Annotated in this window: 23 protein-coding genes, 1 tRNA gene and 1 other RNA gene; 16 read left to right on the forward strand and 9 right to left on the reverse strand. The window is 63.4% G+C overall.

Annotated elements, in window-relative coordinates:
• Positions 1–193: 193 nt before the first annotated feature.
• The 3 genes from CRD15_RS00535 to CRD15_RS00545 all read left to right on the forward strand — a co-directional run bounded on the left by CRD15_RS00535 (position 194) and on the right by CRD15_RS00545 (position 2,199).
• Positions 194–667, forward strand: a complete 474-nt coding sequence (locus CRD15_RS00535) for a DUF3052 domain-containing protein (RefSeq protein WP_051873902.1) — start codon at positions 194–196, stop codon at positions 665–667.
• Positions 668–845: 178 nt separating this feature from the next.
• Positions 846–921 (forward strand) — tRNA-Val (locus CRD15_RS00540).
• Positions 922–1,041: 120 nt separating this feature from the next.
• Positions 1,042–2,199: an SURF1 family protein gene (locus CRD15_RS00545; protein ID WP_255463660.1), complete on the forward strand. Its 1,158-nt coding sequence runs from the start codon at positions 1,042–1,044 to the stop codon at positions 2,197–2,199.
• 566 nt (positions 2,200–2,765) lie between these two features.
• Here CRD15_RS00545 and CRD15_RS00550 read toward each other — a convergent pair.
• Positions 2,766–3,347 (reverse strand): low molecular weight protein-tyrosine-phosphatase, encoded by a 582-nt coding sequence (locus CRD15_RS00550; RefSeq protein WP_187401651.1) that lies wholly within the window; start codon positions 3,345–3,347, stop codon positions 2,766–2,768.
• 30 nt (positions 3,348–3,377) lie between these two features.
• Positions 3,378–4,094, reverse strand: coding sequence for an HAD hydrolase-like protein (locus CRD15_RS00555; protein WP_187401652.1), 717 nt, complete (start codon positions 4,092–4,094; stop codon positions 3,378–3,380).
• Positions 4,095–4,196: 102 nt separating this feature from the next.
• Here CRD15_RS00555 and CRD15_RS00560 point away from each other — a divergent pair, with 102 nt between their 5' ends.
• The 9 genes from CRD15_RS00560 (at position 4,197) to CRD15_RS00600 (ending at position 11,636) form a co-directional block, all read left to right on the forward strand.
• On the forward strand, positions 4,197–5,375 hold the full coding sequence (locus CRD15_RS00560; protein WP_187401653.1) for a Nif3-like dinuclear metal center hexameric protein: 1,179 nt from the start codon (positions 4,197–4,199) through the stop codon (positions 5,373–5,375).
• 13 nt (positions 5,376–5,388) lie between these two features.
• Entirely contained in the window at positions 5,389–6,135 is a 747-nt protein-coding gene (locus CRD15_RS00565) for a C4-type zinc ribbon domain-containing protein (RefSeq protein ID WP_034966286.1), read from the forward strand.
• Positions 6,136–6,217: 82 nt separating this feature from the next.
• Complete coding sequence (locus tag CRD15_RS00570) at positions 6,218–7,645, forward strand: histidine phosphatase family protein (RefSeq protein WP_187401727.1); 1,428 nt, start codon at positions 6,218–6,220, stop codon at positions 7,643–7,645.
• 13 nt (positions 7,646–7,658) lie between these two features.
• An RNA gene (rnpB, locus tag CRD15_RS00575) (RNase P RNA component class A) lies at positions 7,659–8,119 on the forward strand.
• A 123-nt stretch (positions 8,120–8,242) separates the two neighbouring features.
• A complete protein-coding gene (locus tag CRD15_RS00580) occupies positions 8,243–9,727 on the forward strand; it encodes an RNB domain-containing ribonuclease (RefSeq protein ID WP_034966288.1) in 1,485 nt (494 codons plus the stop codon).
• Between the two features lie 38 nt (positions 9,728–9,765).
• Positions 9,766–9,957: an SPOR domain-containing protein gene (locus tag CRD15_RS00585; RefSeq protein WP_034966290.1), complete on the forward strand. Its 192-nt coding sequence runs from the start codon at positions 9,766–9,768 to the stop codon at positions 9,955–9,957.
• Positions 9,958–10,072: 115 nt separating this feature from the next.
• Entirely contained in the window at positions 10,073–10,441 is a 369-nt protein-coding gene (locus CRD15_RS00590) for a YidH family protein (protein WP_255463675.1), read from the forward strand.
• Positions 10,442–10,843, forward strand: coding sequence for a DUF202 domain-containing protein (locus CRD15_RS00595; RefSeq protein ID WP_255463661.1), 402 nt, complete (start codon positions 10,442–10,444; stop codon positions 10,841–10,843).
• 106 nt (positions 10,844–10,949) lie between these two features.
• Positions 10,950–11,636 (forward strand): hypothetical protein, encoded by a 687-nt coding sequence (locus tag CRD15_RS00600; RefSeq protein ID WP_187401655.1) that lies wholly within the window; start codon positions 10,950–10,952, stop codon positions 11,634–11,636.
• Between the two features lie 384 nt (positions 11,637–12,020).
• Here CRD15_RS00600 and panB read toward each other — a convergent pair whose 3' ends face one another.
• Entirely contained in the window at positions 12,021–12,881 is an 861-nt protein-coding gene (gene panB / locus CRD15_RS00605) for a 3-methyl-2-oxobutanoate hydroxymethyltransferase (protein ID WP_187401656.1), read from the reverse strand.
• 92 nt (positions 12,882–12,973) lie between these two features.
• On the opposite strand from panB, the gene CRD15_RS00610 reads away from it, so the two are divergent.
• A complete protein-coding gene (locus CRD15_RS00610; RefSeq protein ID WP_187401657.1) occupies positions 12,974–14,311 on the forward strand; it encodes a glutamine synthetase family protein in 1,338 nt (445 codons plus the stop codon).
• 85 nt (positions 14,312–14,396) lie between these two features.
• On the forward strand, positions 14,397–17,441 hold the full coding sequence (locus CRD15_RS00615; RefSeq protein ID WP_187401658.1) for a bifunctional [glutamine synthetase] adenylyltransferase/[glutamine synthetase]-adenylyl-L-tyrosine phosphorylase: 3,045 nt from the start codon (positions 14,397–14,399) through the stop codon (positions 17,439–17,441).
• Here the strand turns inward: CRD15_RS00615 and CRD15_RS00620 are convergent.
• A complete protein-coding gene (locus tag CRD15_RS00620; RefSeq protein WP_187401659.1) occupies positions 17,438–18,223 on the reverse strand; it encodes a sortase in 786 nt (261 codons plus the stop codon). The genes CRD15_RS00615 and CRD15_RS00620 overlap by 4 nt on opposite strands.
• Positions 18,224–18,266: 43 nt before the next feature.
• Between CRD15_RS00620 and CRD15_RS00625 the strand changes: the two genes are divergently transcribed.
• A complete protein-coding gene (locus tag CRD15_RS00625; protein ID WP_187401660.1) occupies positions 18,267–19,574 on the forward strand; it encodes an MFS transporter in 1,308 nt (435 codons plus the stop codon).
• On the opposite strand, the gene CRD15_RS00630 is transcribed toward CRD15_RS00625, so the two are convergent.
• From CRD15_RS00630 to CRD15_RS00650, 5 genes are all read right to left on the reverse strand, one after another.
• Positions 19,504–20,919: a hypothetical protein gene (locus tag CRD15_RS00630; RefSeq protein WP_255463662.1), complete on the reverse strand. Its 1,416-nt coding sequence runs from the start codon at positions 20,917–20,919 to the stop codon at positions 19,504–19,506. The genes CRD15_RS00625 and CRD15_RS00630 overlap by 71 nt on opposite strands.
• A 15-nt stretch (positions 20,920–20,934) precedes the next feature.
• Positions 20,935–21,471 carry an SRPBCC family protein gene (locus CRD15_RS00635; RefSeq protein ID WP_187401661.1) on the reverse strand — a complete coding sequence of 179 codons (537 nt, stop codon included), beginning with the start codon at positions 21,469–21,471 and terminating at the stop codon, positions 20,935–20,937.
• 117 nt (positions 21,472–21,588) lie between these two features.
• Entirely contained in the window at positions 21,589–21,864 is a 276-nt protein-coding gene (locus tag CRD15_RS00640) for a hypothetical protein (protein WP_034993682.1), read from the reverse strand.
• Between the two features lie 22 nt (positions 21,865–21,886).
• Complete coding sequence (bioB, locus tag CRD15_RS00645; RefSeq protein ID WP_187401662.1) at positions 21,887–22,981, reverse strand: biotin synthase BioB; 1,095 nt, start codon at positions 22,979–22,981, stop codon at positions 21,887–21,889.
• 566 nt (positions 22,982–23,547) lie between these two features.
• On the reverse strand, positions 23,548–24,024 hold the full coding sequence (locus tag CRD15_RS00650; RefSeq protein WP_011273306.1) for a cupin domain-containing protein: 477 nt from the start codon (positions 24,022–24,024) through the stop codon (positions 23,548–23,550).
• Positions 24,025–24,234: 210 nt separating this feature from the next.
• Between CRD15_RS00650 and CRD15_RS00655 the strand changes: the two genes are divergently transcribed.
• Positions 24,235–25,497 (forward strand): membrane protein, encoded by a 1,263-nt coding sequence (locus CRD15_RS00655; RefSeq protein WP_034973183.1) that lies wholly within the window; start codon positions 24,235–24,237, stop codon positions 25,495–25,497.
• Positions 25,498–25,509: the final 12 nt, after the last annotated feature.

Consider the following 25,509-nt stretch of genomic DNA (forward strand, 5'->3'; position numbering starts at 1 on the left):
ACGTGCGCGCTGTGATTGCGCGGCGTAAGTGCGCGGTGCGATTGCGACGGTTGTATGGCTAGGCAGTGTGCGTGGCTGGTATGCCCGGTTAGTTCGCGTGGCAGATCTGTACGGCAGGAATGTGCGGCAGATTTGCATGGCGGATTTGTATGCCGGGTTGGACGATTAGGAAAGGTACGTAATAACAGTGGCAATGGCCCCCGGTTCGGCTCAGAGCTCTGCAGGCTCCGCTGGCGGTGCACAAGGCAAGGATGCGAAGGGCGCGAAGGGCGCGTCTGATTGGGCGGACCTGCTCAGCATCGAGTCCGACTACCTGATCCAGGAAATCGGCTGGGACGAAGACTGCGACAGCAGCATCAGCGAAGCCCTGGAAGATGCCATTGGCGACGCACTGTTGGACATCGATACCGACGAGGTCGTCGATGTGGTGCTTTTGTGGTGGCGCGACGAAGACGGCGACCTGGTCGACGGCCTGGTCGACGCAACGCGCAGCCTGGGGGAGGACGGCCGCATCTGGCTGCTGACCCCCGCAAAGTTGGACGCCGGCCGCGTCGAGCCAGGCGTGATCGCAGAGTCCGCCCAACTGGCGGGACTGGTGCAGACCAAGTCGGAGCGCCTCGGCGACTGGCAGGGTGCCTGCCTCGTTTCCTCCGGAGCCAAGCGCTAGCTTCAACCCGGCGCTGCCGTTAGCGAAGTCGCGGTCGCAGGCACAGTCGCAGGCGCTTCCGTTGGTGCGGATGCTTCTCGGACCGGGCGCTACCTGCGGTTTCGTTATTTTGCGGGTGGACGTGCTAGAGTCATTAACGCTTCAAACGAAGCCACAGTTTCTTTCTTAGAAACGGCACGCGCCTTTAGCTCAGCTGGAAGAGCAGCTGGTTTACACCCAGCAGGTCGGCGGTTCGAACCCGTCAGGGCGCACCAAGATTTTTCACTGCCCCGCGGCCACCTCGGTCGCGGGGCTGTTGCGTTCCGCCCGCACTGCACGCGCACTCGCCCGCGCCACATTTGGCCTCTCCGCTGGCCGGGGCAATAATGGATCACATGACACCCTCGAAGCGCAGCGGCTGGCGAAGTCTCCTCACCCCCGGATGGATCATCACTGCCATCCTGGTCATCGCCTTCACCTACACCGCATTCAGCTTCCTGGCTCCATGGCAGCTCGGCAAGAACAAGGATAAAAACGCCTTTAACCAGCGCCTCGAACAATCCCTCCAGGTCGACCCCGCCCCGATCACCGATGTGATTCCGGGCGACGGGGGATCGGTGGGCGTCGATAAAGAATGGACCAGAGTCGCACTACAGGGCCACTTCCTGCCCGATAAAGAGGTGCTGCTGCGTAACCGTCCGGTCGAATCGGCTCACTCTTATCAATCATTGACGCCCTTTCGCCTTGACGGCGGCCAGACCGTCTTGGTGCATCGCGGGTGGGTTGCCGTGGAAGGTGACGGGGCTGCGCCTAAGTTGAAGCGTGCGCCGGGTGGTGACGTGAAGGTGACCGGGTTTATCCGGATGAGCGAGGCCGTGCCGTCTGCGAAGCCGTCGCAATCTCAGGGATACACGCAGGTCACGGGCATGTCGACGAAGCAGATTTCCGAGGCGACGGGCGAGGATCTGGCGGCGGACTATGTGCAGCTGGACTCGGAGAGTGTGGATCGGCTGAACGGTATGGCCGGTGGCGGTGGCGGTGGTGCTGAAGTCCCGGATCTGCAGGCGCTGCCTCTGCCACACTTGGATGGTGGCACGAACTTGTCCTACGGAATCCAGTGGATTGCGTTTGGCATTCTGGCTCCGGCGGGTCTGGGCTGGTTCGTGTATGCGGAGATGCGCGAGCGCCGGCGCGAGCGTGAGGAAAGCGCCGAGGTCGCCCGCCTAAACGCCCAGGTCACCGACGGTGCTGGCGGCGGTTCTGTCGGAGACGCTGAAGGTGCTTCTGCTGTTGCGGACAAGTCTGGCGACGTGGACAAGTCTGCTGTTGCGGACACGTCTGCTGGTAATTCTGCTGGTGCGGCCGATGCCAAATCCGCTGGTTCCGCCGATGCCAAATCTGAGCCAAGCAAGAGGGAAACGTCTCCGAACAGGGATAATGCTGCCTCCGGCAAGGAATCTCGAAAGCGGTCTGACCTTACCGACCGCTATGGAGGTACCCGTTCCCGCTTTGAGGAACGCCGCGCCGAAAAGCGTGGCAAGGAGCGCTTCTAGTCTCCGCAAGCTATCCGCCCAGCCCGCGACATGTCGTTAGAACGGGAATTAGCCGGGGCAGCTAGGCGCGAATGTCGTTAGAACGGGAATTAGGAAGCGCGGGCGCAGAGCTTTGGATTTCTGCAATGCGCTGACCAGCTCTTTTGCGTTGTTGATAACGATGTTCTGTAACGGATTCCCGTACTAGCGACATTTGGCCATCTGGAGTGGCCGAGGATTCCCGTTCTAACGACATTTGGCCTTCCGGGGAGTCCGGGTGCGCGAATTAGCAGTGTTCGAGAATGCGGGAGGAGGGGGTAAGTGTCGGAAAAGTTGCAATAGGGCGCCGCGGTAGGTTTGCGAAGAATGAGCAAAACGCTTTGACCTGTATGTTTGGACTAGTGAAAATTTGTTGCAGTAACAAATTGCAAGTTTTCCGACATTTGGGGGTCAAAGACGGCGACCTGAAGCGCGCGGCCCAGGTGTTGTGCAAGTTTTCCGACATTTGGGGGTCATAGACGGCGACCTGAAGCGCGCGGCCCAGATGCTGTGCAAGCTTTCCGACATTTAGGCGGTGAACAGGGCCGCTAGCGCCCCAGCTGCTCCCGCACATACTCCACAATCCCCGGCACGGCGGCCTCGATTTGCTGCCCGACCTCGGTAAAGTCCGAACGGCTGCCATAATAAGGGTCGGCGACTTCGGCACCGGCGGGGGAGTTGGCGTCAAAGCTACGGAACAAGCGAATGCGCCCCGGATCGACCCCCGCACTGCGCAACCCGCGCGCATGCCCGTCGTCCATCGCCAGGAAAAGGTCGGCGCCCATATGCTCAGAGCCAAGCTGTGCCGCGCGGTGCGCTGTGCCGTCGTAGCCTAGTGACGCCAACTCGTCCACCGCCCGACCATCAGCGCCGTCGCCGATGTGCCAGCCGCCGAGTCCGCAGGAGTTCAGGGTCACGGGCGCGTCGGCGGAACCAGCGGTTTCAGCTGCCGGGGAGGGGCCAGGCTCAGGCGAGGGACCAGACTCCGGGGAGGAGCCAGGCTCAGGCGAGGGGCCAGACTCAGGGGAGTGACTGGTGGCGATGCCGGCATCTTCGAAGCCGGCGCGCAGGATGACCTCACCCATCGGGGAGCGGCAGATGTTGCCCGTGCATACGACAGTGATGTGCATTGTTTTCCTTTCCGTTTCTCGCCGATCCGGCTAGCCCTCGTTGGCCCAGCGCTGCACCAGAGCGTCCAGTTCCTCGGGAGTGTCCACGGTGTAGGCGGCCTTGGCGCGCTCCTCCGCAGAGCCATAACCCCAGCCCACCAGCACGGTGGGGATGCCGGACTGCGCGGCGCCCTCCACGTCGTGGATGCGGTCGCCGATCAGCAGCATCTTCGTCGGGTCGAGGGCCCGCAGGCCTTCCTCGGCGCTCATGTGCGCCAGCACTTCGCGCACCTCGGGGGCCTCTTTCAGCTGCTCCAGCGCATATTCGATGACGGCGGCCTTGGACCGGCGCGTGCCGTCCTCCTGGGCGGCGCCGAGAACCGCGAAGTACTTCAGCATGTCGTGTTCGCGCAGGATCCGCTCCGCCGAGACCTCGGATTTCGACGTCGCCGTCGACAGCACAATGCCTTCGCCGGACCATTTTTCCAGCAGGTCGCGCATGCCCGGGAATGGGGTGGCTTCCTGCCAGCGGCCGTTCTCTTGGTCCGACAGGTACGTGTCGAAGACCTTCTGCAGCAGCTCGCCTTCCAGCCCGATGTCCCGCAGAGTTTCGACCATCGGTGGGCCGGGGATCTGCCGCACGCGCTCCTCGGGAGGAACCGGCACCCCGTGTGCCTCCAGTGCTTCTACAAAGCTGGCGCGGATGCCGGGGTAGCTATCCATCAGCGTTCCGTCTACGTCTACAAGCAGAATTGGTAAATCTCGCACTCCTCCAGTCTGTCAGATCTGGCTAGGCTGGGTGAAGCATGCAGACAGCAGTGCCAGCAGCATTTAGTGCCAGCAGCACAAAGCAGTACCCCAGGAGAATCCGTGCCAGAGTCATCTACCAACCCCGCCGCGACCGAAACCGCCGCGACCTCCGCCGTCAACACCACCGTCGCTGACGTCGTCGCCGCCTTGGAGGCCGCCTACCCGCCCTACCTCGCCGAATCCTGGGATGCAGTCGGCCTGATCTGCGGCGACCCCGCCGAGCCCGCCGACAAGGTTGCCTTCGCCCTGGACTGCACCGATGCCGTCGTGGATGCCGCCATCGCCCAGGGCGCGCAGATGCTCGTGGTCCACCACCCGCTGCTGCTCCGCGGCGTCACCGCCGTGCCCGCCAATTCCCCGAAGGGCCGCATCGTCCACAAGCTCATCCGCCACGGCATCGCCTTGTTCGCCGCGCACACGAACGCCGATTCCGCCCGCCCTGGCGTGAACGATCGCCTTGCCGAACTCCTCGGCATCACCCCGGGCGCAGCATTGCGGCCGATCCCTTCCGGCACCGATAAGTGGGGCTTCACCGTTCCTCTTAATGACGCCCCCACGGTGAAATCCGCCATCTTTTCCGCAGGCGGCGGAGCGCAGGGTGACTATGAACAGGCCTGCTTTGAGTTCTCCGTCACCGGGCAGTTCCGGCCCACGGAAGGGGCGAATCCGCACCTCGGCGCGGTGGGGGAGGTCGAGACGGTTGAGGAGGTCCGCATTGAATTCGTAGCCCCCGCCGCGAAGCGGGAAGCCATCCGTGCGGCCTTGATTAAGGCACACCCTTACGAGGAGCCGGCCTACGACTGCGTGGAAACCTCCCTGCCCACGCCCGCCGATCAGCAGTTGGGAATCGGGCGCGTCGGCGAGCTGGATACCCCAATGACTCTGCGGGAGTTCACCGCCCGTGTAGCCGAGCGCCTACCCCGCACCGAATGGGGCGTGCGCGCAGCCGGAGACCCGGACGCCATGATCCGTACCGTCGCCGTCGCCAGCGGCGCCGGCGACAGCTTCCTGGGCCAAGTCGCAAAAATGAATGTGGACTGCTTCGTCACCTCCGACTTGCGCCACCACCCGGTGGATGAACACCTACGCATGGGCGGATGCCCGGTCATCGATACCGCCCACTGGGCCAGCGAGTTTCCGTGGTGTTTCCAGGCGGAGGGCGTCATAAAGAAAGCGACGAAGGCACAGACCACAGTGATCGACGTGCGCACCGATCCGTGGACCGTGCACGAACAATAGGAGGGTTACTGCGATGCGCTGGACGAGCGAGGACCGACACACACTGGCAGACCTGGCGCGCGACCAGGAGGAGCTGGGGATCGCACAGGCGCGGCTGGATTCTCTGCCTGAACAGGCGGCACTGGAGGAGCTGCTGGCGAAGAAGCGGGCGGAGCAGCGTAAAAATGTGCTGAATAAGGCGCAGGTCAGGAGTGACCAGGCGACGGTGCAGCGCCTCCGCCAGGACGTGGCGAAGTTGAAGGAGCGAGAGCGCGCCAACGTGGCGGGGCTCAGCGCGCAGACCGACCCCGAGCGGCGGCGGGATCTAAAGCACGACCTGCGCAGTACTCGCGACCGCTTGCGGGAGATGGAACAGCGGCTGGAACGCTCCGCGAAGGTGCAGTCGCTGTTTAGCGGAGCGAACACTGCTGCCGAGCAGGCCGATAGCCAGACGCACGCGAAGATCGACGCGGACATCGCCGCCGCGCGGACCGATGTGGAGCGGGCGACCAGTGCGCTGCAGGCGGATATTTCTGCGATCCAGGCGCGGCTAGCTCAGCGGCGAACAGCGCTGGAGGACACGAACCCTGGCCTTCTACAGGCCTACGACCAGCAGATGTCCGAGCATGGCGTGGGGGCCGCAGAGTTGCAAGGGCGGACGTGCCAGGCGTGCTTCATGGAGCTCGACCCGCTGTCGATGAAGGAGCTCGACGCGCTGGCCGACAGTGGTAGTGGGGAAGTGCCGCGGTGCCCTGAATGTAATGTCCTGCTGCTGCGATAAAGTGGCGTGAAGATCGCGCACGGCGGCGCGAGGTTGTGCAAAACAGTAGACGAGGGTTTTCGGCAGACGAGGGTGATGAATGATGCGCTTAGACGTGGAATGCGACGGAGGATCCCGCGGTAATCCGGGCATCGCTGGCTGTGGCAGCTCGGTTCTGGATGGCGACCAGGAAGTTGCCGCACGCTGGGAGTTCATCGCCAAGGCCACCAACAATGTGGCCGAGTACCAGGGGCTCATCAATGCCCTGGAGCTGGCCATCGAAGTCGCGAAAATGCGCGGTGCTGCGCCGTCCGAGCTGGAGATCCAGGTGCGCATGGATTCCAAACTCGTCGTCGAGCAGATGAGCGGCCGCTGGAAAATCAAGCACCCCGACATGAAGCCCCTGGCCGCGCGGGTGAAGGAGCTGGAAGCGACCCTCGCCACCGTGACCTATAACTGGGTGCCGCGCGCGCAGAACAAGCGCGCCGACGAGCTGGCCAACCGCGCCATGGATGACAAGGTTGGGGGTCGCTGGTTTGATGACGCCCTTTCGTTCCAACCTGCCGCCGATTCAGCGAGCGCTGGCGCGGGGGCCGGGGCAGAGTCTGCGGAGGTTGCCACGGCGCAGGCGACGCCAGCTGTTCCGGCGCAGACGGCTCCTGCTGCACCGAAGGGGACGGCACCGGCTCCGGCGCAGGAGGCCGCAAGCTCGCCGGAATGGCACCCCGGCGGGAAGCCGACGCGCCTGTGGGTGCTACGTCACGGACAGACGGAGATGAGTGTTCAGCGGCAGTTCTCCGGACTCTCCGACCCGGAGCTGACCGCGCACGGACAAGAGCAGGCCAAGCGGGCTGCAGCGTACGTGGCAGGGCAGCTTGCTGGCTCAAGTGCTGGCGGCGGCTCGCGTGGTGGCGCTGGCTCAAGTGCTGGCGCTGGCGCGGTGGCCATTTACAGCTCCCCGCTGAAGCGCACTCGCCAGACCGCTGAAGCCGTGGCCGAGGCACTTGCGAACGCGGGCGGGGCTGGTGGCTCTAGTGACGCTGGCAACGCAACTGGCACCGCAGGCGGCGCTCCAGCCCGCCCCCGCGTCCACACCACCGAGGCCCTCATTGAGATGAACTTCGGCGACTGGGAAGGCCGCACCTTTGCCGAGGTCATGGACGAATTCCCCCTCGAGCACGACGCCTGCCTCTGGGACAGCTCCGCCGCCCCCAGTGGAGGTGAAAGCCCCGATGACGTGCTCGCCCGCGTCCGCCCCTTCCTCCGCGACGTAGCCCGCAACCACCCGGGCGAGGACGTCGTGCTGGTTAGCCACGTCACCCCCATCAAATCCATCCTGCGCCACGCGCTGTGCGCAAGCGGTGCCATCTACCGCACACTGCACCTGGACCTGGCGGGGCTTTCCGTCATCGAGATCTTCGGTGCCGATGGGGCGGCCCGCGGGGGAGAAGTGGGCGTCCAGAATAAAGACAGTGCAGTAGTGCGACGGGTGAACGATACGCACTTCCTGGATACAGAAACGGTGCGCTAGAGTTAACCCTTGTCGAGACGGTCGGGCGATCGCGGCGCGCGGAACCACCCTGCACACGGGGCAGGCCGGGCGCGGAGGAAAGTCCGGACTCCACAGGGCAACGGTGGTTGCTAACAGCAACCCGGGGCGACCCGCGGGAACAGTGCCACAGAAAACAAACCGCCCGCCACAGGCGGGTAAGGGTGAAAAGGTGCGGTAAGAGCGCACCAGCGCCCCAGGTGACTGGGGTGGCTAGGTAAACCCCACCGGGAGCAAGGTCAAGGTGCCCGCACGCGCGCTATCCCAGATAGTGCAGACGTGCGGCGTAGCTCTAGGGCTGCCCGCCCAACAATGAGCAGGTAGGCCGCTTGAAGCCATCAGCAATGGTGCGCTCAGATGGATGATCGCCTCGTCCCACGCTGGCCTCGCGTGCCATAGGTGCTGCGGGGTGGGCGGGGGATAGGACAGAATCCGGCTCACAGGTCGTCTCGACGCAAAAATCTTTTGGGGAGTGGCAGGGGCGGGGCGTTGGGGTGTGGCTAGGGCGGGGCTTTGGGGTGTGGCTGAGGCGGGGCGTTGGGCTGCCGCGGGCAGGGCGGTTGTGCCACTCTTGAAGGCATGAAACTTTTCGCCGCCGAGCTGAACTTCCGCACCATCGCCGAGGAGTTCGAACTGCCGGAACACTTCCCGGAGGATGTCCACGCCGAGGCGCTGCACGCCACCGACCGGTATGCGGATCAGCGCCGCGACCTGCTGGATGTTCCCTTTGTGACGATCGACCCGGCCGGTTCGATGGACCTGGATCAGGCAGTGAACATCCAGGACGCAGACGGGGCTGGAGGGGTTGGCGCGGCTGGCGGGGCTGGCGGCGGCGCGGACCCGGCTGGCGGCGCGGCCCGGTGGCGCGTGCGCTACGCCATCGCGGACGTTGCAGCGTTCGTCGACCCGGCCGGGGCCCTGATGGCGGAGTCCCTGCAGCGCGGCCAGACTATGTACCTGCCCGACGAGCCGACCCGCCTGCACCCCGCGGAGCTGTCCGAGGGCAGTGCCTCGCTGCTGCCGGACCAGACCCGCCCCGCCGTGGTGTGGGACATTCTGCTGCACGCCGACGGCGAGGTCGCGGAGTGCACCGTCTACCGCGCACTGATCCGCTCCGTGAAGCGCTTCGATTACACCGAGGTTGAGGCCGACATGAAGCGTGGCACTCTTCACCCCGCCATCGCGCAGCTGCCGGAGGTTGGCCGGGCGCGCCAGTCCTCTGACCTGCGTCGAAAGGCCATCAACCTGCGATTACCTTCGATTTCCGTGGAGCGCACCGAAAGCGACGACGGCACCGAGCGCTACGTCCTGGACATCGACGAGCGTCTGGAGATGAACGACTTCAACTCCGAACTTTCCCTTCTGGCGGGTATGTGCGCCGGCGAGATGATGGTTCGCGCCGGAGTCGGCATCCTGCGCACCCTGCCTCCCGCCGGAGACAAGGAAATCGCCGCGTTCGACAATGGTGCGCGCGCGTTGGGCTTTGATCGCTCCGGTCGTTCGATCGGGGAATTGCTCGCTGATATTGACGCCTCCACGCCGCGCGGCATGGCACTCATGCGTGACGCGCAGACTCTTCTGCGCGGGGCGGGGTACCAGCACTTCGGCCTGGTCGGCGAGGATGCCGACGCAGAGCCCAGCATCCACGCCGGCATCGGTGGCCACTACGCGCACGTCACCGCTCCACTGCGCCGGCTGGTGGACCGCTTCGCCACGGAGGTTTGCCTGGCGATCGCGAACTCCCAGCCCATCCCGGAGTGGGTCACCGCCAACGTAGACCAGGTACTCAGCACGATGAAGTCCAGCGGCCAGACGGCTAGCGCCGTCGACCGCGCCTGCCTGAACCTCACCGAGGCAGTCGTTCTGCAACCGTGGGTCGGCCAGAACTTCAACGCCACCGTCCTGCATAGCGACGGCGCAGACAAAGCAAAAATCCTGGTCGAACAGCCGCCCATCTTGACGACTTGTGTTGGCGGCCCGGACGAGGCGTCAACAGTAAAAGTAACCCTGGTCATCGCCGAACCCGCAGCGCGAAAGGTGCGTTTCGCCTGGCCAGCGGATTAGCGCGGGGGCTGTCCGGTGCGTGTGGTACACATAGGCATATGAGCGAAAACGATGCGCAGAAGTGGTACTACGACACGAAGACTGGGCAGGTCAGCCAGGGTAAGGAAGGCGCCTGGGAAAACCGCATGGGGCCCTACGACTCGCGCGAGGAGGCCCAGTCGGCTATCGAGACCGCGCAGCGGCGCGCCAAGGAAGCCGAGGAGTACGACGCGGAAGAGAATGACGACTAAGGATTCGGACGGCGCGGGTTCGAGCGCTGGCGGCGCGGGCGCGGGCTCGAGCGGCTCGGGAAGCACAGGCGCGGGCGAGCGCTCGTGCACTGGCGGCGCGGACGAGCGCTCGTGGCTGGCGCGCACGCTACTGCCCGAAGGGGAGGAGCCCGACCCGCGCTTCACCCTCGCCAACGAGCGGACCTTCCTGGCCTGGATCCGCACTAGCCTGGCGTTTCTTGCCGGTGGCGTAGCTTTGGAAGCGTTCCGTTCTCCGAGCGTCCCCGAGCACCTGTGGAGCGGCGCAGCTGTGTTGGTGCTGCTCGTCGGCATGCTGATCGGGCTGGGTGCGGCGGTGCGCTGGCTTCGCGTGGAACGTGCCATGCGCACCGGGAAGGCTTTGCCTGTGCCCGCGATCGTGCCCTTCTTGGCGGGCGTGGCCGTGGTCGCCTGCGCCGTGGCGCTGGGGTTTGTGATCTTCGGCGACTTCGGGATGGAGCTGTAGTTGCCTGCGCCTCGGCCCTCCGCGCGCCGGACTCCTGCGCGCCGGACTTCCGCGCGCCGGACTACGCGCCAGACTCCTGCGCGCCCGCACTCTGACCTGGGGCTTCAGCCGGAGCGCACCAGCCTGTCGTGGCAGCGCACCCTGCTGGCGCTGCTGGTCGTCAGCGCCCTGCTGTTCCGCTGGATCGGCCGCTACGGAGTGGTCGTCCTGCCCGCCGCAGGAGTGTTGGTGCTGCTCGCAGCGCTGATTCTGCTGACCCAAAGGCGTCGCTACCTGCGCTTCAGCGCCGGCCTGCGCGCCGAACGCCTCACCGCAAACGTCGGCTCGGTCGTCGCGGTCACTGCGGCTGTCTTGATCTGCGGCTTTGTCGCTGCCATCTTCGTTATTCTGGACGCCATCTAACCCCAACCGCCCAGTATTGTTGTACTGTCCTAAGTGTTGATCAAACGCGCAGTTCAAGGCAGGTCACTATGTGCAGGCGTAATAAAGGGGCAAAAAGCGTGTGGACGTGAATGTTTTCTATCGGACTTTTGACGTCTCTGATGTTGCCCCAGGGGCTAATGTCTTAGATCTCATCTTTCACGGGTTGATCCTCTTTACTGTTCTGTCCAGCATTATGGCCTGGGCGGCAATCATTATTTTGATTTCCAGATCGGTTTGGAGAAAAAAGAACCCCGGCAGACAAACCCGTTTGTGGACAGTTATCTTTGCTCTGTCCTTTGCGATATACGTGATTTCTGTTCCGTTGTCCTTCAAATTAGTGCTGTTCCCGGGTGGAATATCCTCCAAAATCTACGCGCTGGATAAATATGGGAATGGGAGGGCGGTTCCCATGGTGTCGGAAGATTCCCCAATGAACACTGTGAGAATGGATCACACCAAGAAGACATTTTTGGAGAAGTACCATCGAGAGATCCAAGACGCTTTGTCTAGTGACCCAGAGTTAATGCAGTATGACCTTGTGGGATGTAGGGGTCAAGGGGATGACAAGCATGAGAAGTCAATCCTCTGCGGCGGCTATCTGGATTCCGGTGTTCATGCTGTTAAGGGAGGGAAAGAGTTTAGTTTAAATCCCCATTTTCATTTTGGGGAGAGGCCAGAATATATTCGAGAAAGTGTAGGGATGGATTTAGAAAACTCGCCTGGCGGCGGCATGCCGGTTCGGCTTAAGATTTACATTTCTGGGCGAAGCTAGTGGTGGCTGGCGGTGGCTGGCGATGCTTGGCGGTGGCTGACAGTGGCTCGTGGTAACTGGCGGTGGCTGGCGCGCTAAATGTCGTTAAAGTGGTAAAACCTTACTGGCAACGATTGCAGATAGTGTAAAGTTGCAGGTCAGGGCAGTTTTACGGTTGGAAAAATTTGTTCGGGAAGACGAATTCCCACTTTAACGACATTTAGTGGTTTATAAGGCGGCGCCAGCCCGCTCGAAGGGTGCCAGAGTGGCCAGTGGGGCTGGTGTGGTGCGTCGAACGGTGGGGGCGGGGAGGTGGCGGGGTCTGGGAGGTTGGATGTGTGGCCAGTGGGGCGAGTGGGGCCAGTGGGGCTGGTGTGGCGCGGCGGCAAGGAGGCGCCAGCAGGCCTAGAAGCAGTGCTCCGCTGCCGGGAATTCGCCCGTAGCGACCTCCCGCTTGTAGGCAGCCGCGGCGGCAGTCATATCCGCGCCCACCGAAGCCCACTGCTTAGCGAAGCGCGGACGGTGCCCACCGGCCGGAAAGGCAGCCATGTCGTGCCACACCAGAACCTGCCCATCACAATCTGGACCTGCGCCAATGCCGATCGTCGGGATTGCCAGCTCCTTGGTTACCGAAGCAGCCACGTCCGCGGGCACCATCTCCAGCACCACCATGTCGGCACCGGCTTCCTGCACAGCGCGGGCGTCGGCCAGCAGTTGCTCGGCCCCAGCCCCGCGGCCCTGCACCTTGAAACCGCCCAGCTGGTTGACGGACTGCGGAGTAAAGCCGATGTGGGCACAGACGGAGATACCGGCGTCAGTAATAGCGCGAATGCGATCCGCAATCCGCACCCCGCCTTCGATCTTCACCGCGTGCGCGCCTGTGCGATGCAGCATCTCGGTGGCGGCCTTCACGGCCTGCTCGTCCGAGGCCTCATAGGTGCCGAAGGGCAGGTCAGCGACCACAACGGCATTGCCAGCCCCGCGGACGACGGCGGCGACCAGGTAGACCATTTCGTCCATGCTGATGCGCTGGGTGGCGTCATACCCAAACACCACATTCGCGGCAGAATCGCCGACTAGCATGATCTCCACGCCCGCCTCGGCAAATGCGACGGCGGTGGAGTAGTCGTAGGCGGTCAGCATCGCGAACGGCTCGCCCGTGCCCTTGCGCGCCTTCAGATCGGCGATGCGCACCTTCTTGGTGGGGACCAGGTAGCCGTTGGGGGTGGAGCCGGATGTTCCAGATGTTGCAGTCATGCTGTTCATTCTAAGTGACGCCTCCAGCACCAACGACCCGGCCACCGGTGAAGGCCAGGAAAGGGGGCGCGGCGAAGAGGGAAGCTCTTACAATGGGTTCTATGAATCGCCAACAGGAATATGTTCTGCGCACGCTGGAAGAGCGCGAGATCCGCTTCGTTCGCCTTTGGTTTACGGATATCCAGGGGTACCTCAAGTCCGTGGCGGTGGTGCCGGCGGAGCTAGAGGGGGCGTTTCAGGAGGGCATCGGCTTTGATGGCTCGGCGATTGAAGGGTTTTCGCGCGTCGCGGAATCGGACACGATTGCGCAGCCGGACCCGTCGACGTTCCAGATCTTGCCTTTCAAGTCCGATACCGGGGAGCTGTCGGCGCGTATGTTCTGCGATATTGCGATGCCGGATGGCACGCCGTCGTGGGCGGATCCGCGCCAGGTGCTGCGTCGCCAGATGAAGGCCGCGGCGGACTTGGGATTCACCTGCTTCATCCACCCGGAGATTGAGTTCTTCCTGGTCAAGGAGCTAGAGACCAATGGCTACCCGCCCGTGCCGACGGATAATGGTGGCTACTTTGACCAGGCCGTCACGGACGATGCGCCGGCTTTCCGCGCCCACGCGATTAGTGCGCTGGAGCACATGGGCATCTCGGTGGAGTTCTCCCACCACGAGAATGCTCCGGGCCAGCAGGAGATCGACCTGCGCTACGCCGATGCCCTGACGATGGCGGATAACGTGATGACGTTCCGCTACCTGATTAAGCAGGTAGCGCGCCGTAATGGAGTGGCGGCGACGTTCATGCCGAAGCCTTTCCAGGAGCACGCGGGTTCTGCGATGCACACCCACATGTCCCTGTTCGAGGGGGAGAATAACGCTTTCCACGACCCGGATGATGAGCTGCGCCTGTCGGGCACCGCGAAGTCTTTCATCGCGGGCATTCTGGAGCACGCCCCGGAGATCACGGCGGTGACGAACCAGTGGGTGAACTCCTACAAGCGCATTACGTCCGGCGATGAGGCTCCGCGCGCGGCGGCGTGGGGTGCGTCGAACCGTTCCGCGATGGTGCGCCTGCCGATGTACACGCAGCACAAAGCGGCTTCCCGTCGCGTGGAGGTGCGTTCGCCGGATAGCGCGTGCAATCCGTACCTGGCGTATTCGGTGTTGCTGGCAGCGGGCCTGAAGGGCATCAAGGAGGACTACGAGCTGCCCGCCCCGGCGGAGGAGGATGTCTCCCGCATGACCCGCCGCGAGCGCATCGCCGCAGGTTACAAGGATTTGCCGTCTGATCTGAACAGCGCGCTGCGCGAGATGGAGCGTTCCGAGCTGGTCGCCGATGCCCTCGGCGAGCACGTATTCGAGTACTTCCTGCGCAACAAGTGGCGCGAGTGGTACGAGTACCAGTCGCAGATCACGCCGTGGGAGCTGCGGAATAACTTGTCTTTCTGATTCCTTAGTTGACTCTCTTTTATTGATCTATTTATTGACGCCCTCACGTACTCACCTTCACTAACCCCAGGAGCACCTGCACTTTATGACCCGCCCACGCAGCTCGCGATCTTCCGTGCCCAACGCCCGCAGTTTGGGGCTGACGCACCCCAAGGCGCAGGAGGACCTGCAGCGCTTGGGCTGGGTGGATACCCAGCACGCGGAGCAGATGTGGACGCTCGCGGCGACGGGGGATCCGGATCTGGCGCTGAATAACTTGATTCGCCTGGTGGAGGCGCTGGGTGATGGGGCATCTGAGCTGCTGGATCGCATTGCCGAGTCCCGCACCTTCGCCGTGCGGCTACTGGGGCTTTTCGGTGCATCGTCGATGTTGGGTGATCACATTGTCGCCCATCCGCAGGAGTGGAAGCAGCTGGAATCGGGCATGCCCACCTCTCAAGAGATGATGCAGCTGATGCTGGACAGCGTCGAGGCGACGCGCGTTGAGGGCGCGGGTGAACGGGTGTTCCGCGCAGCCGTTACCGGTTCGCAGGCCGACGACGCCATGCGCCTTGCCTATCGCACAATCCTGGCCCGCATCGCCGCTGTGGATGTGGCGGGCACTTTTGTTCAGCGCGGACAGAAGCCATGCAAACCAGTCAGCTTCGAGCTGGTCTCCCGACGCCTGTCGGATGCTGCGGATGCTGCCCTGACCACCGCGCTGGCAGTGGCTTGTGCGCAGGTGTATGACGCCGACGAGGAACCCGCCCGGCTTGCCGTACTAGCCATGGGCAAATGCGGTGCGCAGGAGTTGAACTACATCTCGGACGTGGACGTCATCTTTGTTGCCGAACCCGCAGACCCGAAGGCTACGCGCTGGGCAGGGGAGTTCATCAACATCGGCACTCGCGTGTTCTTTGAGGTGGATGCGGCACTGCGCCCCGAGGGCAAGAGCGGTGCGCTGGTGCGCACCCTGGAATCGCATGTGAACTACTACAACCGTTGGGCCGAAACCTGGGAGTTCCAGGCTCAGTTGAAGGCCCGGCCAATGACCGGCGACATGGAGCTGGGGCAGGACTACGTGGACTCCCTGGCTTCCCTGGTGTGGTCGGCCGCCGAGCGCGAGGACTTCGTCCCGGACGTCCAAGCCATGCGCCGCCGCGTGATCGAGAACATCCCGGACGAGCTCCGCGCCCGCGAACTGAAGCTGGGCCCCGGGGGCCTGCGCGACATCGAGTTTGCAGTCCAGCTTCTGCAGATGGTGCACGGGCGCACCGACGAATCTTTGCGTACCCGCTCCACCGTCTCCGCGTTGAATGCTCTGGCCGCAGGTGGCTATATCGGCCGGGCAGATTGCCAGAGCCTGCAGGAAGACTATGCGTTCATGCGCCTGCTTGAGCACCGCCTGCAATTACAGCGCCTTAAGCGCACCCACACCCTGCCGCCCAAGGAGGACATCCGCGCACGTGTATGGCTGGGTCGCACAGCCGGCTGCCGACCGGAGGGCACCAGGTCGATGGACGAGCAGCTATCCGCGGATGTCAAGCGCGTTAACCTACAGGTCAGCCACCTGCATTCGAAACTGTTCTACCGCCCATTGCTTACTTCGGTGGCAGCGATGGAGGCAGATACCATTCGCCTGTCTCCGGAGGCCGCCAAGCGCCAGCTTGCCGCCTTGGGATACGCGTACCCGGATCGTGCATTTGAGCACTTGAGTGCGCTAGCAGCGGGGAAGAGCCGCAAGGCAAAACTCCAGGCCATCATCTTGCCCACGTTGCTGGAATGGCTCGGCAAAACCGTTGATCCGGATGCCGGCCTGCTGAACTATCGCAAAATGTCGGAGGCCGCGCACGACTACAGCTGGTTCTTGCGACTGCTGCGCGATGAAAACATCGTGGGCAAGCGCCTGATGCACATCCTCGGCACCTCGCCCTATGCCTCCGAGCTGTTCCTCAACTCGGTGGATTCCGTGAAGGTTCTGTCCGATGGTGCCACCGGCCCGAAGTTCCTGGCTCGCGAGCCGCAGGTGGTGACCCACTCCCTGGTCGCGGCCGCTGGTCGGCACCTGAACCCGGACAAGGCGATCGCCGTCGCCCGCTCCCTGCGCCGCGCGGAGCTGGCCCGCATCGCCGCGGCTGACCTGCTGGGCTTCATGGACGTAGAGCAGGTCTGCGTGTCCCTGTCCTGGGTGTGGGACGCGGTGCTGGAGGCCGCCCTGCGCGCCGAGATTCGTTTCTGGGAAGACGAAAACGTCGCCAATGCACCCGCCCGCATCACCGTCATCGGGATGGGCCGTTTGGGCGGTGCGGAGCTGGGGTATGGTTCGGACGCCGACGTGATGTTTGTCGCTCAGCCTGTCGAAGGAGCGGATGAATCAGAGGCGCTGAAGTGGGCTACCTCCATTTGTGACTCGGTACGCACGCGGCTGGGCAGACCCAGCCAGGACCCGCCGCTGGATGTGGATATTGATCTGCGCCCAGAGGGCCGAAACGGCCCGGTGGTTCGCACCTTGGATTCCTATCGCCGCTACTACAAGGAGTGGGGCGAGACGTGGGAGATGCAGGCTCTGCTGCGCGCCACCTGGATTGCCGGTGACAAAGACCTGGGCATCGAGTTCCTGCGCATGATCGACGACTTCCGCTACCCGCCGGGTGGCGTGGACGACAAGGTAGTCCAGGCAGTCCGCCGGATGAAGGCCCGCGTGGATTCCGAACGTCTGCCCCGAGGGGCGGATCGCAAGACCCACACCAAGCTGGGACGTGGTGCCCTGACGGATGTGGAATGGACTGTGCAGCTGCTGGCCATGCAGCACGGGGATGATGCCCAGAACCTGCGCAACACATCAACCCTGGAGATGCTGCGTGAGCTCGCCAGCGGCGAGTTCATCGCCGAGTCGGACGCCGACATTCTGCGCGAAGCGTGGCTCACCGCCACTGTTGCCCGCAATGCGATTGTGCTGGTCAAGGGCAAGCGAAAGGATCAGCTGCCCAGCCACGGCGACCAGCTGCGTCACGTCGCGGCTGCCGCCCACTGGCCGCCGGAGAAGGCTCAGGAGTTCCTGGACGACTACCTGAAGAAAACCCGCAAAGCCCACCGAGTGGTGGACAGGATCTTCTGGGGCGAGGACGTCGGCATCGACTACGGCGGCTAGACCAGCTCACCCTCGACGATCACGTTGTAGCCCAGGTCGCTGGTTCCGGAGACCGAGCAGGCGATCAACACAATCCGCCCCGGCCGCTTGTCGTCCATGATGTCCGGGTCGACAATGGCCTCGTTCTTGTCCACCAGCCAGCTGCGGGTGACTTTCCAGGTGCGCTGGTGGTTCGCGCCATCGCGCATCTTGATTCGCGCCCCGTTTAGCACGTCCGAAGAGTAGCGCTTCACCGGCTTCCCATCCGTACCGGTAACGGTCTTCGCCGGGGCGTTCAGGTTCACGTCGGCGGTCACGGCCTCGCTCAGCGGGTTAAACACCAGCGGGGCGGAACCCCAGGCGTGTCCCAGCACGTACATTGTGCCCTTCTTCGCATCGGCGGGGGATACTCCCCAGCCGTCCACCCAGCGCACCATCGTGTTCTGCGGACCCGCCGGGTTCAGTGGCAGCGCATAGGGCATAGAAGCAAAAGTCGCACCCTGCACTGGGGCGGGGCCGTCCATGTTGAACGTTCCCGTCTGCCCGACCTGCCCCGGAACCACCGATGGATCCTTCTCGTCCTCCGACTTCGGTTCCTTCTTCTTGCTGGGCTTCGGCGTTGAGGACGAATAAGAAGCAGAACCGCCGGTGCCCTCGCTGGAGTTGGTGCCGTTGGAGGCCGAGGGGGCGTCATCACCAGAAAAGCTACCCACCGCCCACACAAGCAACGCGATCACGACCAATAACGCGACAACGGCGGCGGCTACTCGGCGACGATTGCTAAAGGGACGGGTAAAGCTCATGGTGAATAAGTTTATCTATTTATCGACGAGTAGCGTTGGACAAGTGACGGCAAGAGAGAAAGACAACCCAAGTGCCGACAAACTCAGCGGCCGGGCGCTGCTGGTGTGGGCAGCCGGAGTGCTGTGCTACACCCTGGCGGTGACGGGGCGCACCTCCTTCGGCGTGGCCAGCGTGGATGCGATCGACCGCTTCCACATCAACGCAGCACAACTGGCGGTATTCACCGCGCTACAGCTGGCGGTGTATGCGCTGTCGCAGATCCCCGTGGGGTTGCTGATCGACCGCTTCGGGCCGCGGAAACTCATGGTCGCGGGCGCCTTTGTGATGGCGCTGGGGCAGTTCATCCTGGCGTGCACCACCAGCTATCCAGTGGCGATCGGCGCCCGCATGCTGATCGGAGCGGGCGATGCCACGGCCTTCCTGTCCGTGATGCGCCTGATCCCCGCCTGGATTCCGCTGCGCCACGCCCCGCTGATGGGGCAGCTGACGGGCGCGGTGGGGCAGTTCGGCCAGTTCCTGTCGGCCGTGCCTTTCCTTAGCCTGCTGCACGCGACCAGCTGGCAGGTGGGCTTCCTCAGCCTCGGCGCGGTTGGTGCGCTGCTGGCCATGGCCGCGGGAGTGCTGGTGAAGGACGCGCCCGAGCCCGAGAAGCCCGAGCCCGCTGAACCCTCTGCGCCCGAGCCCGCTAAGTCCGCCGCGCCCGCCCAGCGCCTGCCTGTCAAGACGATCCTGGCGAATGTCTTGACCAACCGAGTCTGCTGGCACGCCTTCTTCATCCACTGGACCGGCCTGGGAGCCCTTGTGGTATTCACGCTGCTATGGGGACTGCCGATCATGACTCTGGGCATGGGGCTACCAAAGGATCAGGCCGGCCTGGCGCTATCCCTGGGCACCCTCGCCTCGGTGGCGGTCGGCCCGATCGTAGGCCTGCTATCCGCGCGTTTCTACAGCCGCCGCATGTACGTGGTGATGCTCTTTTCCATCACCGGCTGGCTGGGCTGGCTGTGGTTTTTCACCGCCGCGCCGACGGGAGTGCTGTGGGCGGCGTGCCTGATGAACGTGGTCATGGGCTTCACCGGCCCCGTTGCGAACTTGGGCTTCGACTCTGTGCGCGAAAAGGTGGACCGTCGCTTCGTCGCCACAGGCACGGGTTTGGCGAATATGGGCGGCTGGGTCGCGGGCATGATCGGCGCCCAGGCCGTCGGAATCCTGCTGAACGTCCAGGCCCCCGATGGCCACTACACCTGGGGTAACTTCGGTGCGGCCTGGTTGGCCGTGGCTACCGTGTGGGCGCTTGGTTTCTGCGGAATGTGGCTTTCGCGGGATCGAAACGCTCGCTATTATTCCTAGCATTTCTTTCCTTTAGGACGCCCACAGTCCCCAGCCCGCCGGAGACTCGCGACTTAAGCCCTTCGCGGATGGTGAGCTTGATCGCCAAGAAAGTGATGTACACCATCAGGATGTTGCGCAGAGCAAGCACGAGCGCGGCGAACCAGTGGGGCCCCTCGAAGAGGAGGTTATAGGTAAAAGGGAACACCACAGTGGTGAGGGCGGCAGCGATGACGCTGAGGCGGGGCAGCTCTCCGAGAACGTCCTGCGCGCGCTCGCCATCCTGTGCGGGCTCGCGAACTTGCGCGTGCTGGTCATCAAGCACAGGCTCGTTTTCCTGTGCGGACTGAGACTCCGGCGACAGCTTCACTATCAACACGGCGAGCAGCGGGCCGAACCACACGACGTACTGCGGGGAAAACACTTTGTTGGAGATGATCAGAAGCAGCACCATGGACAGGAAGAAGAGGGCGGTGCTGCGGGGAGACCAGGCGTCAAAAAGAAAGCGCCACAGAGCCCAACCCAGGCCGAACAGAACCGTTCCGAGCATCAGCACAGAGCTGACGAAAACCAGCTGATCCACGCCAGGGCCGAAGATCTCGAAGCTCTTTGAAGGGGCTTTGGCGATGTGCCAGCGCCCCGGGACGATGGCCGCGGCGACGATGAGGGGAGTGGCCAGGATCGACTCGATCTGCAGGCCGCGGACGTCTTGGTACGTCAGAGGGGAGACCAGGCGATCCCAGCCGGAAGTCAGCCACGTTATCGCGCCGACGGCCAACATCGTGCCCGCGAAGGTTGCCAGCCGGGTCCACGTGGCCGATCGGTTCCACTTATCCACCAGGCCCGCGGCCAAGGCGGCGGGCCAGAGCTTCGACATCGCCGCGAACCCCAGCAGAGCCGAGGCGATCTTTGGATGGGTGAAAAGCGCCGCAGCGGTGACTGCGACCAGAAGGCCGGGGATCAGGTCCAGGCGGGAGTAGGCGATGGGGCCGGCCGCGGCGGAGAAGGCCGTCCAGAACAGGGCGGCCCGGTGGCTGCGGCGTAGCAGGTAAAAGAAAAACGCCGTGCTCAGGGCTAACAAAAACCCCGAGAAGAGGGTCAGGAAAACGCGCGTATGATCCCCACACAATTGGATGATCGCCCGCACGGGCCACAGTCCTGCATCCGGGTACTCGGACAGGGGGATGGCGCCATTGTGGGGGCGGGTTGGCTCCTTCACGGAGTTGCGGAAGTAGTACAGCGGGTCGCCGTTTGCGAAGGGCCAGAAGATAAGGATACCGACGATAACCGTCTGCACCAGCGCCCAGGCTGCGATGATTTTCGATCGTGGCCACGGGGCGGCGGATAGGTTCGTCTGATCACTCACGAAAGTGAACTGTACCTAAAGGCCTTCAGCTTCCCTTGCAATGGCACGAATAGTTTGCTCAATTCCTTCTTGGAGACTGGCCTCGAATTTCTTCTCCCCGCCCAGGGCGGTCGCCACCAGCGCACGGGAGAGCAGGGAGGTGTTTCCGCCCGGGATGTGCCGCTTCTCCGTGAGGGTGGTGCGGGAACCGTCGGCAGATTCCGTCAGCTCAAAGCGCCAGTGGGAGCCATTCAGCGGGATCTTAAACTCGAAGACCCGGCCTGGCTGGACCTCCGTGACCACCGCCCACGTGGGCCACCACAGGAAGCCCTGGCGGTTGAGGTTGATGGTGATGGATCCCGGCGCCGGGGCCGCACCTGAGCCGGCTGTGCCCGCGCCTGCGCCGGCCGTGCCCGCACCTGAGCCGCTGCTACCGCCGCGCCCCTTCAGTAGGATCATCTTCTTGCACTGCGGGCTACGTTTGCCCATCGCTGACAAGTCGGTGACGTGCTCCCAGACCTTGCTAACAGGAGCGTTGACGTCAATGCTGGCGGAAATCTCAGGTGCTGCCATGGTCCGGGTATTGCCTTTCTTCGGTGGAATCTGTGTGGTGCAATCTGTGCTGTATGGAAACTGTGCTGGAACTTTTGGCACTAGAACTAGCGGTGATTCCACCCTACGTGCCACAAGCTAGACATCCATCACAATCGACGAATCCATGTCACCATGCCGGGAACACTCCGCCGTCCAGCCCATCGGATTCACCTGCACCTTCATGCGCCGACCGCACAGCGGGCAGAAGCGTGGCGGCTCCAAACCCGCCAGAGCTCCGCGGCTCGCCTGTGCAAGAGCCCCGCGACCGACGCGCAAAGAGCCGTCGGACGTATCGAGTGGCTGGCCCGTGTGGGCGTCATATAAAGGGATACCGCCGAGAACATAGAGGGCAGTAAGTTCGCTAAGAGGCATCGAGGAAGTCACGGTCAGGCGCCTACAGCGTTGCGTTCAGAGCCTTGATCGGCAGCTGCAACTTGCCGAGCATATCCACGTCGCGCTCAGCGGGACGGCCCAGCGTGGTCAGGTAATTGCCCACGATCACGGCGTTGATGCCGCCCAGCAGGCCCTTTTCTGCGCCGAGGTCGCCCAGGGTCAGCTCGCGGCCGCCCGCGAAGCGCAGCAGCTGGCGGGGGAGGGCCAGGCGGAACGCGCCGATCGTGCGCAGGGCATCGTTGACCGGCATCGGCTCGAGGTCCGCGAATGGGGTGCCCGGGCGCGGATCGAAGAAGTTCAGCGGAACCTCCGTGGGGTCGAGGTTCTGCAGGTCGATGGCGAACTCCGCGCGCTGCTCGACCGTTTCGCCCATGCCGACGATGCCGCCGCAGCAGACCTCCATGCCTGCGTCGCGGACCATTTCCAGGGTAGAGGTGCGCTCCTCCCACGTGTGGGTGGTGACGACCTCGGGGAAGTAGCTCTTGCAGGTCTCTAGGTTGTGGTTGTAGCGGTGGACGCCGAGCTCCTTCAGTCGGTCAACCTGCTCCTGGGTGAGGATGCCGATGGAGGCGGCAACGTTGATGTCGACCTCCGCCTGGATAGCGGCGATGGCCTTCGCCATCTGGTTCATGAGGTCCTCGTCAGGGCCCTTCACCGCGGCGACGATGCAGAACTCCGTGGCGCCGGTCTTCGCGGTCTGCTTCGCAGCCTCGACCAGCTGGGCGATATCCAGCTGGATGGAACGAACCGGGGACTCGAACAGGCCAGATTGGGCGCAGAAGTGGCAATCCTCGGGGCAACCGCCGGTCTGCAGGGAGATGATGCCTTCCATCTCCACAGCATCGCCGCACCACTTCAGGCGGACCTGGTGGGCCAGGTCGAGCAGTTCGTCCAGGTGCTCGTCGCCGAGCTGCAGGACCTGGAGGGTTTCCTCGTAGTTCAGGGGCTCGCCGTTTTCCAGAACCTTCGTGCGGGCGAGGTTCAGGATTTCTGGGGTGTCGGTCGCGGGGGTTTGTGCTGGGCTTTCGGTCGCGGGGGTTTGTGCTGGGCTTTCGGTCGCGGGGGTCTTCGCGGCATTGGTTTCCGCAGTAGTCATCGTCGGTCTCCTCTAGTTCTCGTGCGAGTCATGGCGCGTCTTGGCGAGTCATGGGGGCATATCGCTCTTGAGCGTTAGTCTTGAACGCTGTTTAGTTTCACATGCTAACTTACCGCGATTGCAGTGTGTGACATACCGGGGGTTGGGCGTGTAGTTCGGGGGGTGAGGGCGCGTGATGCGAGGGGGTGATGTCGCGTGATGCGAGGGGGTGATGTCCCAAATTCCACGTCTTAGAATATAACTATTCTGTTTATGCAGGTCAGTGCGTTGCGTAAAATGGCCGCACACCTGCTATTCTTAGTAACTCGAAGATTTGGGACATTGTCGCCGCAGCCCGTTTGCGATCGTGGAGCCTGTGGGGCACAAGGGGCGGATGTGACGCGCGTGGCGTGGGCGGTTCCGGCGCTGTGGAGGTTATGCGGTGGAGGCTGCGCGGTGAAGGGCAAAAAGAAAAGTGGCACCACGCGGGGAGGTGCCACTGTCAGTGGTTAGCGCAGGGAGCCTGCACGGGGGCCAGCACAGGGAGCCTGCACAGGAGCCAGCCCGGTCACCAGCCCAGCCGAGCCTTAAGCGTGCTCGTCAGCCTGCTGCTTGGGAGGCTGAACGGTCCACTCCGGCGGAACGTCCTTGCCGGACTCCTCGTCCTGCTCTGCCTGCTCGGCCGTCTCCTGGACGATGCCCTTGGCATGGTGGCTCGGTGCGTAAACCGCGTACACCTGCATCGGCTCGTCACCTGTGTTGATGATGTCGTGCCACACACCAGCCGGAACCTGCACCGCCCAGCCGTCGGAGACCTCCTGCTGGATGGTCATGTTGTCCTTGTCCGGACCCATGATGCACTTGCCAACACCCGCGTCCAGACGCAGGAACTGGTCGGTATCGTGGTGCACCTCCAGGCCGATGGAATCGCCCGGGGCGATGGACATGAGGGTCACCTGCAGGTACTTGCCCGTCCACGCGGTGGTTCGGTAGTTCGTGTTCTCTCGGGTGGCCGTTTCAATATCAAAGACGTTGGCTTCTGGTCCGTTGTCGACGATCTTCATGGTTCTCCTTCCGGTGAGATGTCCTCTATTTCCCATGCTAGGCCGTTTTCCCGTCGGATTCCGACGCGTGCCCTTCCGCGCCCATCCGCGCGCGGACCGGTGAAGCGCCGAGCTGCCACCGGGAAGCCGACGGAGTACAGTCGAACTTCGGGCTAAAAATAGCACTATCGAATAAGAACCATCGAGCAAAAACTAAGGAGCTCTGCGAGCGTGAAGAGAACGTTCTCCATCGCCATGGCTTTCGTCGGCCTGACCGTCGGCGCCGGGTTTGCCACCGGCCAAGAGGTCATCCAATACTTCGTGTCCTTCGGCATGAACGGAATCTGGGGTGCGGTGCTGGCCGGCATCGTCATGACCATCGCGGGCAGCGTGATCCTGCAGGTGGGAAGCTACTTCCTGGCTGACGAACACCGCATGGTGTTCCGCAATGTCGCCCACCCGATAGTCTCGCGCTTCTTGGATCTGTCGGTAACGCTCACGCTGTTCGCCGTCGGATTTGTCATGCTGGCGGGTGCGGGTTCGAACCTGGAACAGCAGTTCGGATTGCCCGCGTGGGCCGGTGCGCTGATCATGACCGGCGTGGTGCTGGCTGCGGGCATGCTGGACGTGGAAAAAGTCAGCCAGGTGATCGGCGCGCTGACCCCGCTGATCATCGTCGCCGTCCTTTTCGCGTTCGTGTACACGCTGATCAACATGCCCGCGGACACGTCCCACCTCAGCGAGATCGCGAAGGGGGCGGATTCCCCCGTATCGCCGTGGATCCTGTCCGCCCTGAACTACAACGGCCTGGCGCTGCTGCTGGGCGTGTCCATGTCACTGGTCATCGGCGGTAACTACTCCTCGCCGAAGGAGGCCGGTATCGGTGGCTTGATGGGTGGCGCCCTGTACACGGTCATGCTGATCATCGCCGCGATCACCTTGTACCTGAACATCGAAACCGTGCAGGACAGCGACGTCCCGATGTTGGAGCTGATGAACAACATCAACCCCACCCTCGGTGTGATCATGGCGATCATCATCTTTTTCATGATCTTCAACACCGCGATCGGCATGTTCTACGCGCTGGGTAAGCGCCTGACGGCCAGCACGGACAAGTCTTTCCGTCCGGTGTTTGTCGTGGTGACGCTGATTGGTTACGGCATCAGCTTCGTCGGCTTCGAGACCCTGATGACGTACGTGTACCCGGTCATTGGCTACATCGGCATGGTCATGATCGTCGTGATGATTGCCTGGTGGCTGCGTTCCCGCGCCCGCATTTCCCTGGAATCGAAGCGTCGCGACCGCATCCACGAGCTGGCCTATAACCGCGAGCACGAGGACGAGGAATACACCGCCGAGGACCGCAAGGAACTGCGCAAGCTGGTCGGCGAATCCAACATCGAGGACAAGGAGCTGCACAAAACCATCACCGACGAGGTGAAGAGCGAGCTCCCTGACGAGTCCATGGAAAGCCCCGCCAAGCCGGAATCCTAACCCCAAAACCAC

The organism is Corynebacterium sp. LK28 (genome assembly GCF_014335105.1).
Classification (GTDB): Bacteria; Actinomycetota; Actinomycetes; order Mycobacteriales; family Mycobacteriaceae; genus Corynebacterium; species Corynebacterium macclintockiae.

Bases quoted from the DNA above. Each gene is read 5' to 3' on its own strand.
- panB (WP_187401656.1), bottom strand. From the start codon at position 12,881: ATGAACAGCATGACTGCAACATCTGGAACATCCGGCTCCACCCCCAAC.
- bioB (WP_187401662.1), bottom strand. From the start codon at position 22,981: ATGACTACTGCGGAAACCAATGCCGCGAAGACCCCCGCGACCGAAAGC.
- CRD15_RS00640 (WP_034993682.1), bottom strand. From the start codon at position 21,864: ATGCCTCTTAGCGAACTTACTGCCCTCTATGTTCTCGGCGGTATCCCT.
- CRD15_RS00580 (WP_034966288.1), top strand. From the start codon at position 8,243: ATGAAACTTTTCGCCGCCGAGCTGAACTTCCGCACCATCGCCGAGGAG.
- CRD15_RS00650 (WP_011273306.1), bottom strand. From the start codon at position 24,024: ATGAAGATCGTCGACAACGGACCAGAAGCCAACGTCTTTGATATTGAA.
- CRD15_RS00570 (WP_187401727.1), top strand. From the start codon at position 6,218: ATGCGCTTAGACGTGGAATGCGACGGAGGATCCCGCGGTAATCCGGGC.
- CRD15_RS00550 (WP_187401651.1), bottom strand. From the start codon at position 3,347: ATGCACATCACTGTCGTATGCACGGGCAACATCTGCCGCTCCCCGATG.
- CRD15_RS00565 (WP_034966286.1), top strand. From the start codon at position 5,389: ATGCGCTGGACGAGCGAGGACCGACACACACTGGCAGACCTGGCGCGC.
- CRD15_RS00545 (WP_255463660.1), top strand. From the start codon at position 1,042: ATGACACCCTCGAAGCGCAGCGGCTGGCGAAGTCTCCTCACCCCCGGA.
- CRD15_RS00615 (WP_187401658.1), top strand. From the start codon at position 14,397: ATGACCCGCCCACGCAGCTCGCGATCTTCCGTGCCCAACGCCCGCAGT.
- CRD15_RS00620 (WP_187401659.1), bottom strand. From the start codon at position 18,223: ATGAGCTTTACCCGTCCCTTTAGCAATCGTCGCCGAGTAGCCGCCGCC.
- CRD15_RS00635 (WP_187401661.1), bottom strand. From the start codon at position 21,471: ATGGCAGCACCTGAGATTTCCGCCAGCATTGACGTCAACGCTCCTGTT.
- CRD15_RS00535 (WP_051873902.1), top strand. From the start codon at position 194: ATGGCCCCCGGTTCGGCTCAGAGCTCTGCAGGCTCCGCTGGCGGTGCA.
- CRD15_RS00585 (WP_034966290.1), top strand. From the start codon at position 9,766: ATGAGCGAAAACGATGCGCAGAAGTGGTACTACGACACGAAGACTGGG.
- CRD15_RS00610 (WP_187401657.1), top strand. From the start codon at position 12,974: ATGAATCGCCAACAGGAATATGTTCTGCGCACGCTGGAAGAGCGCGAG.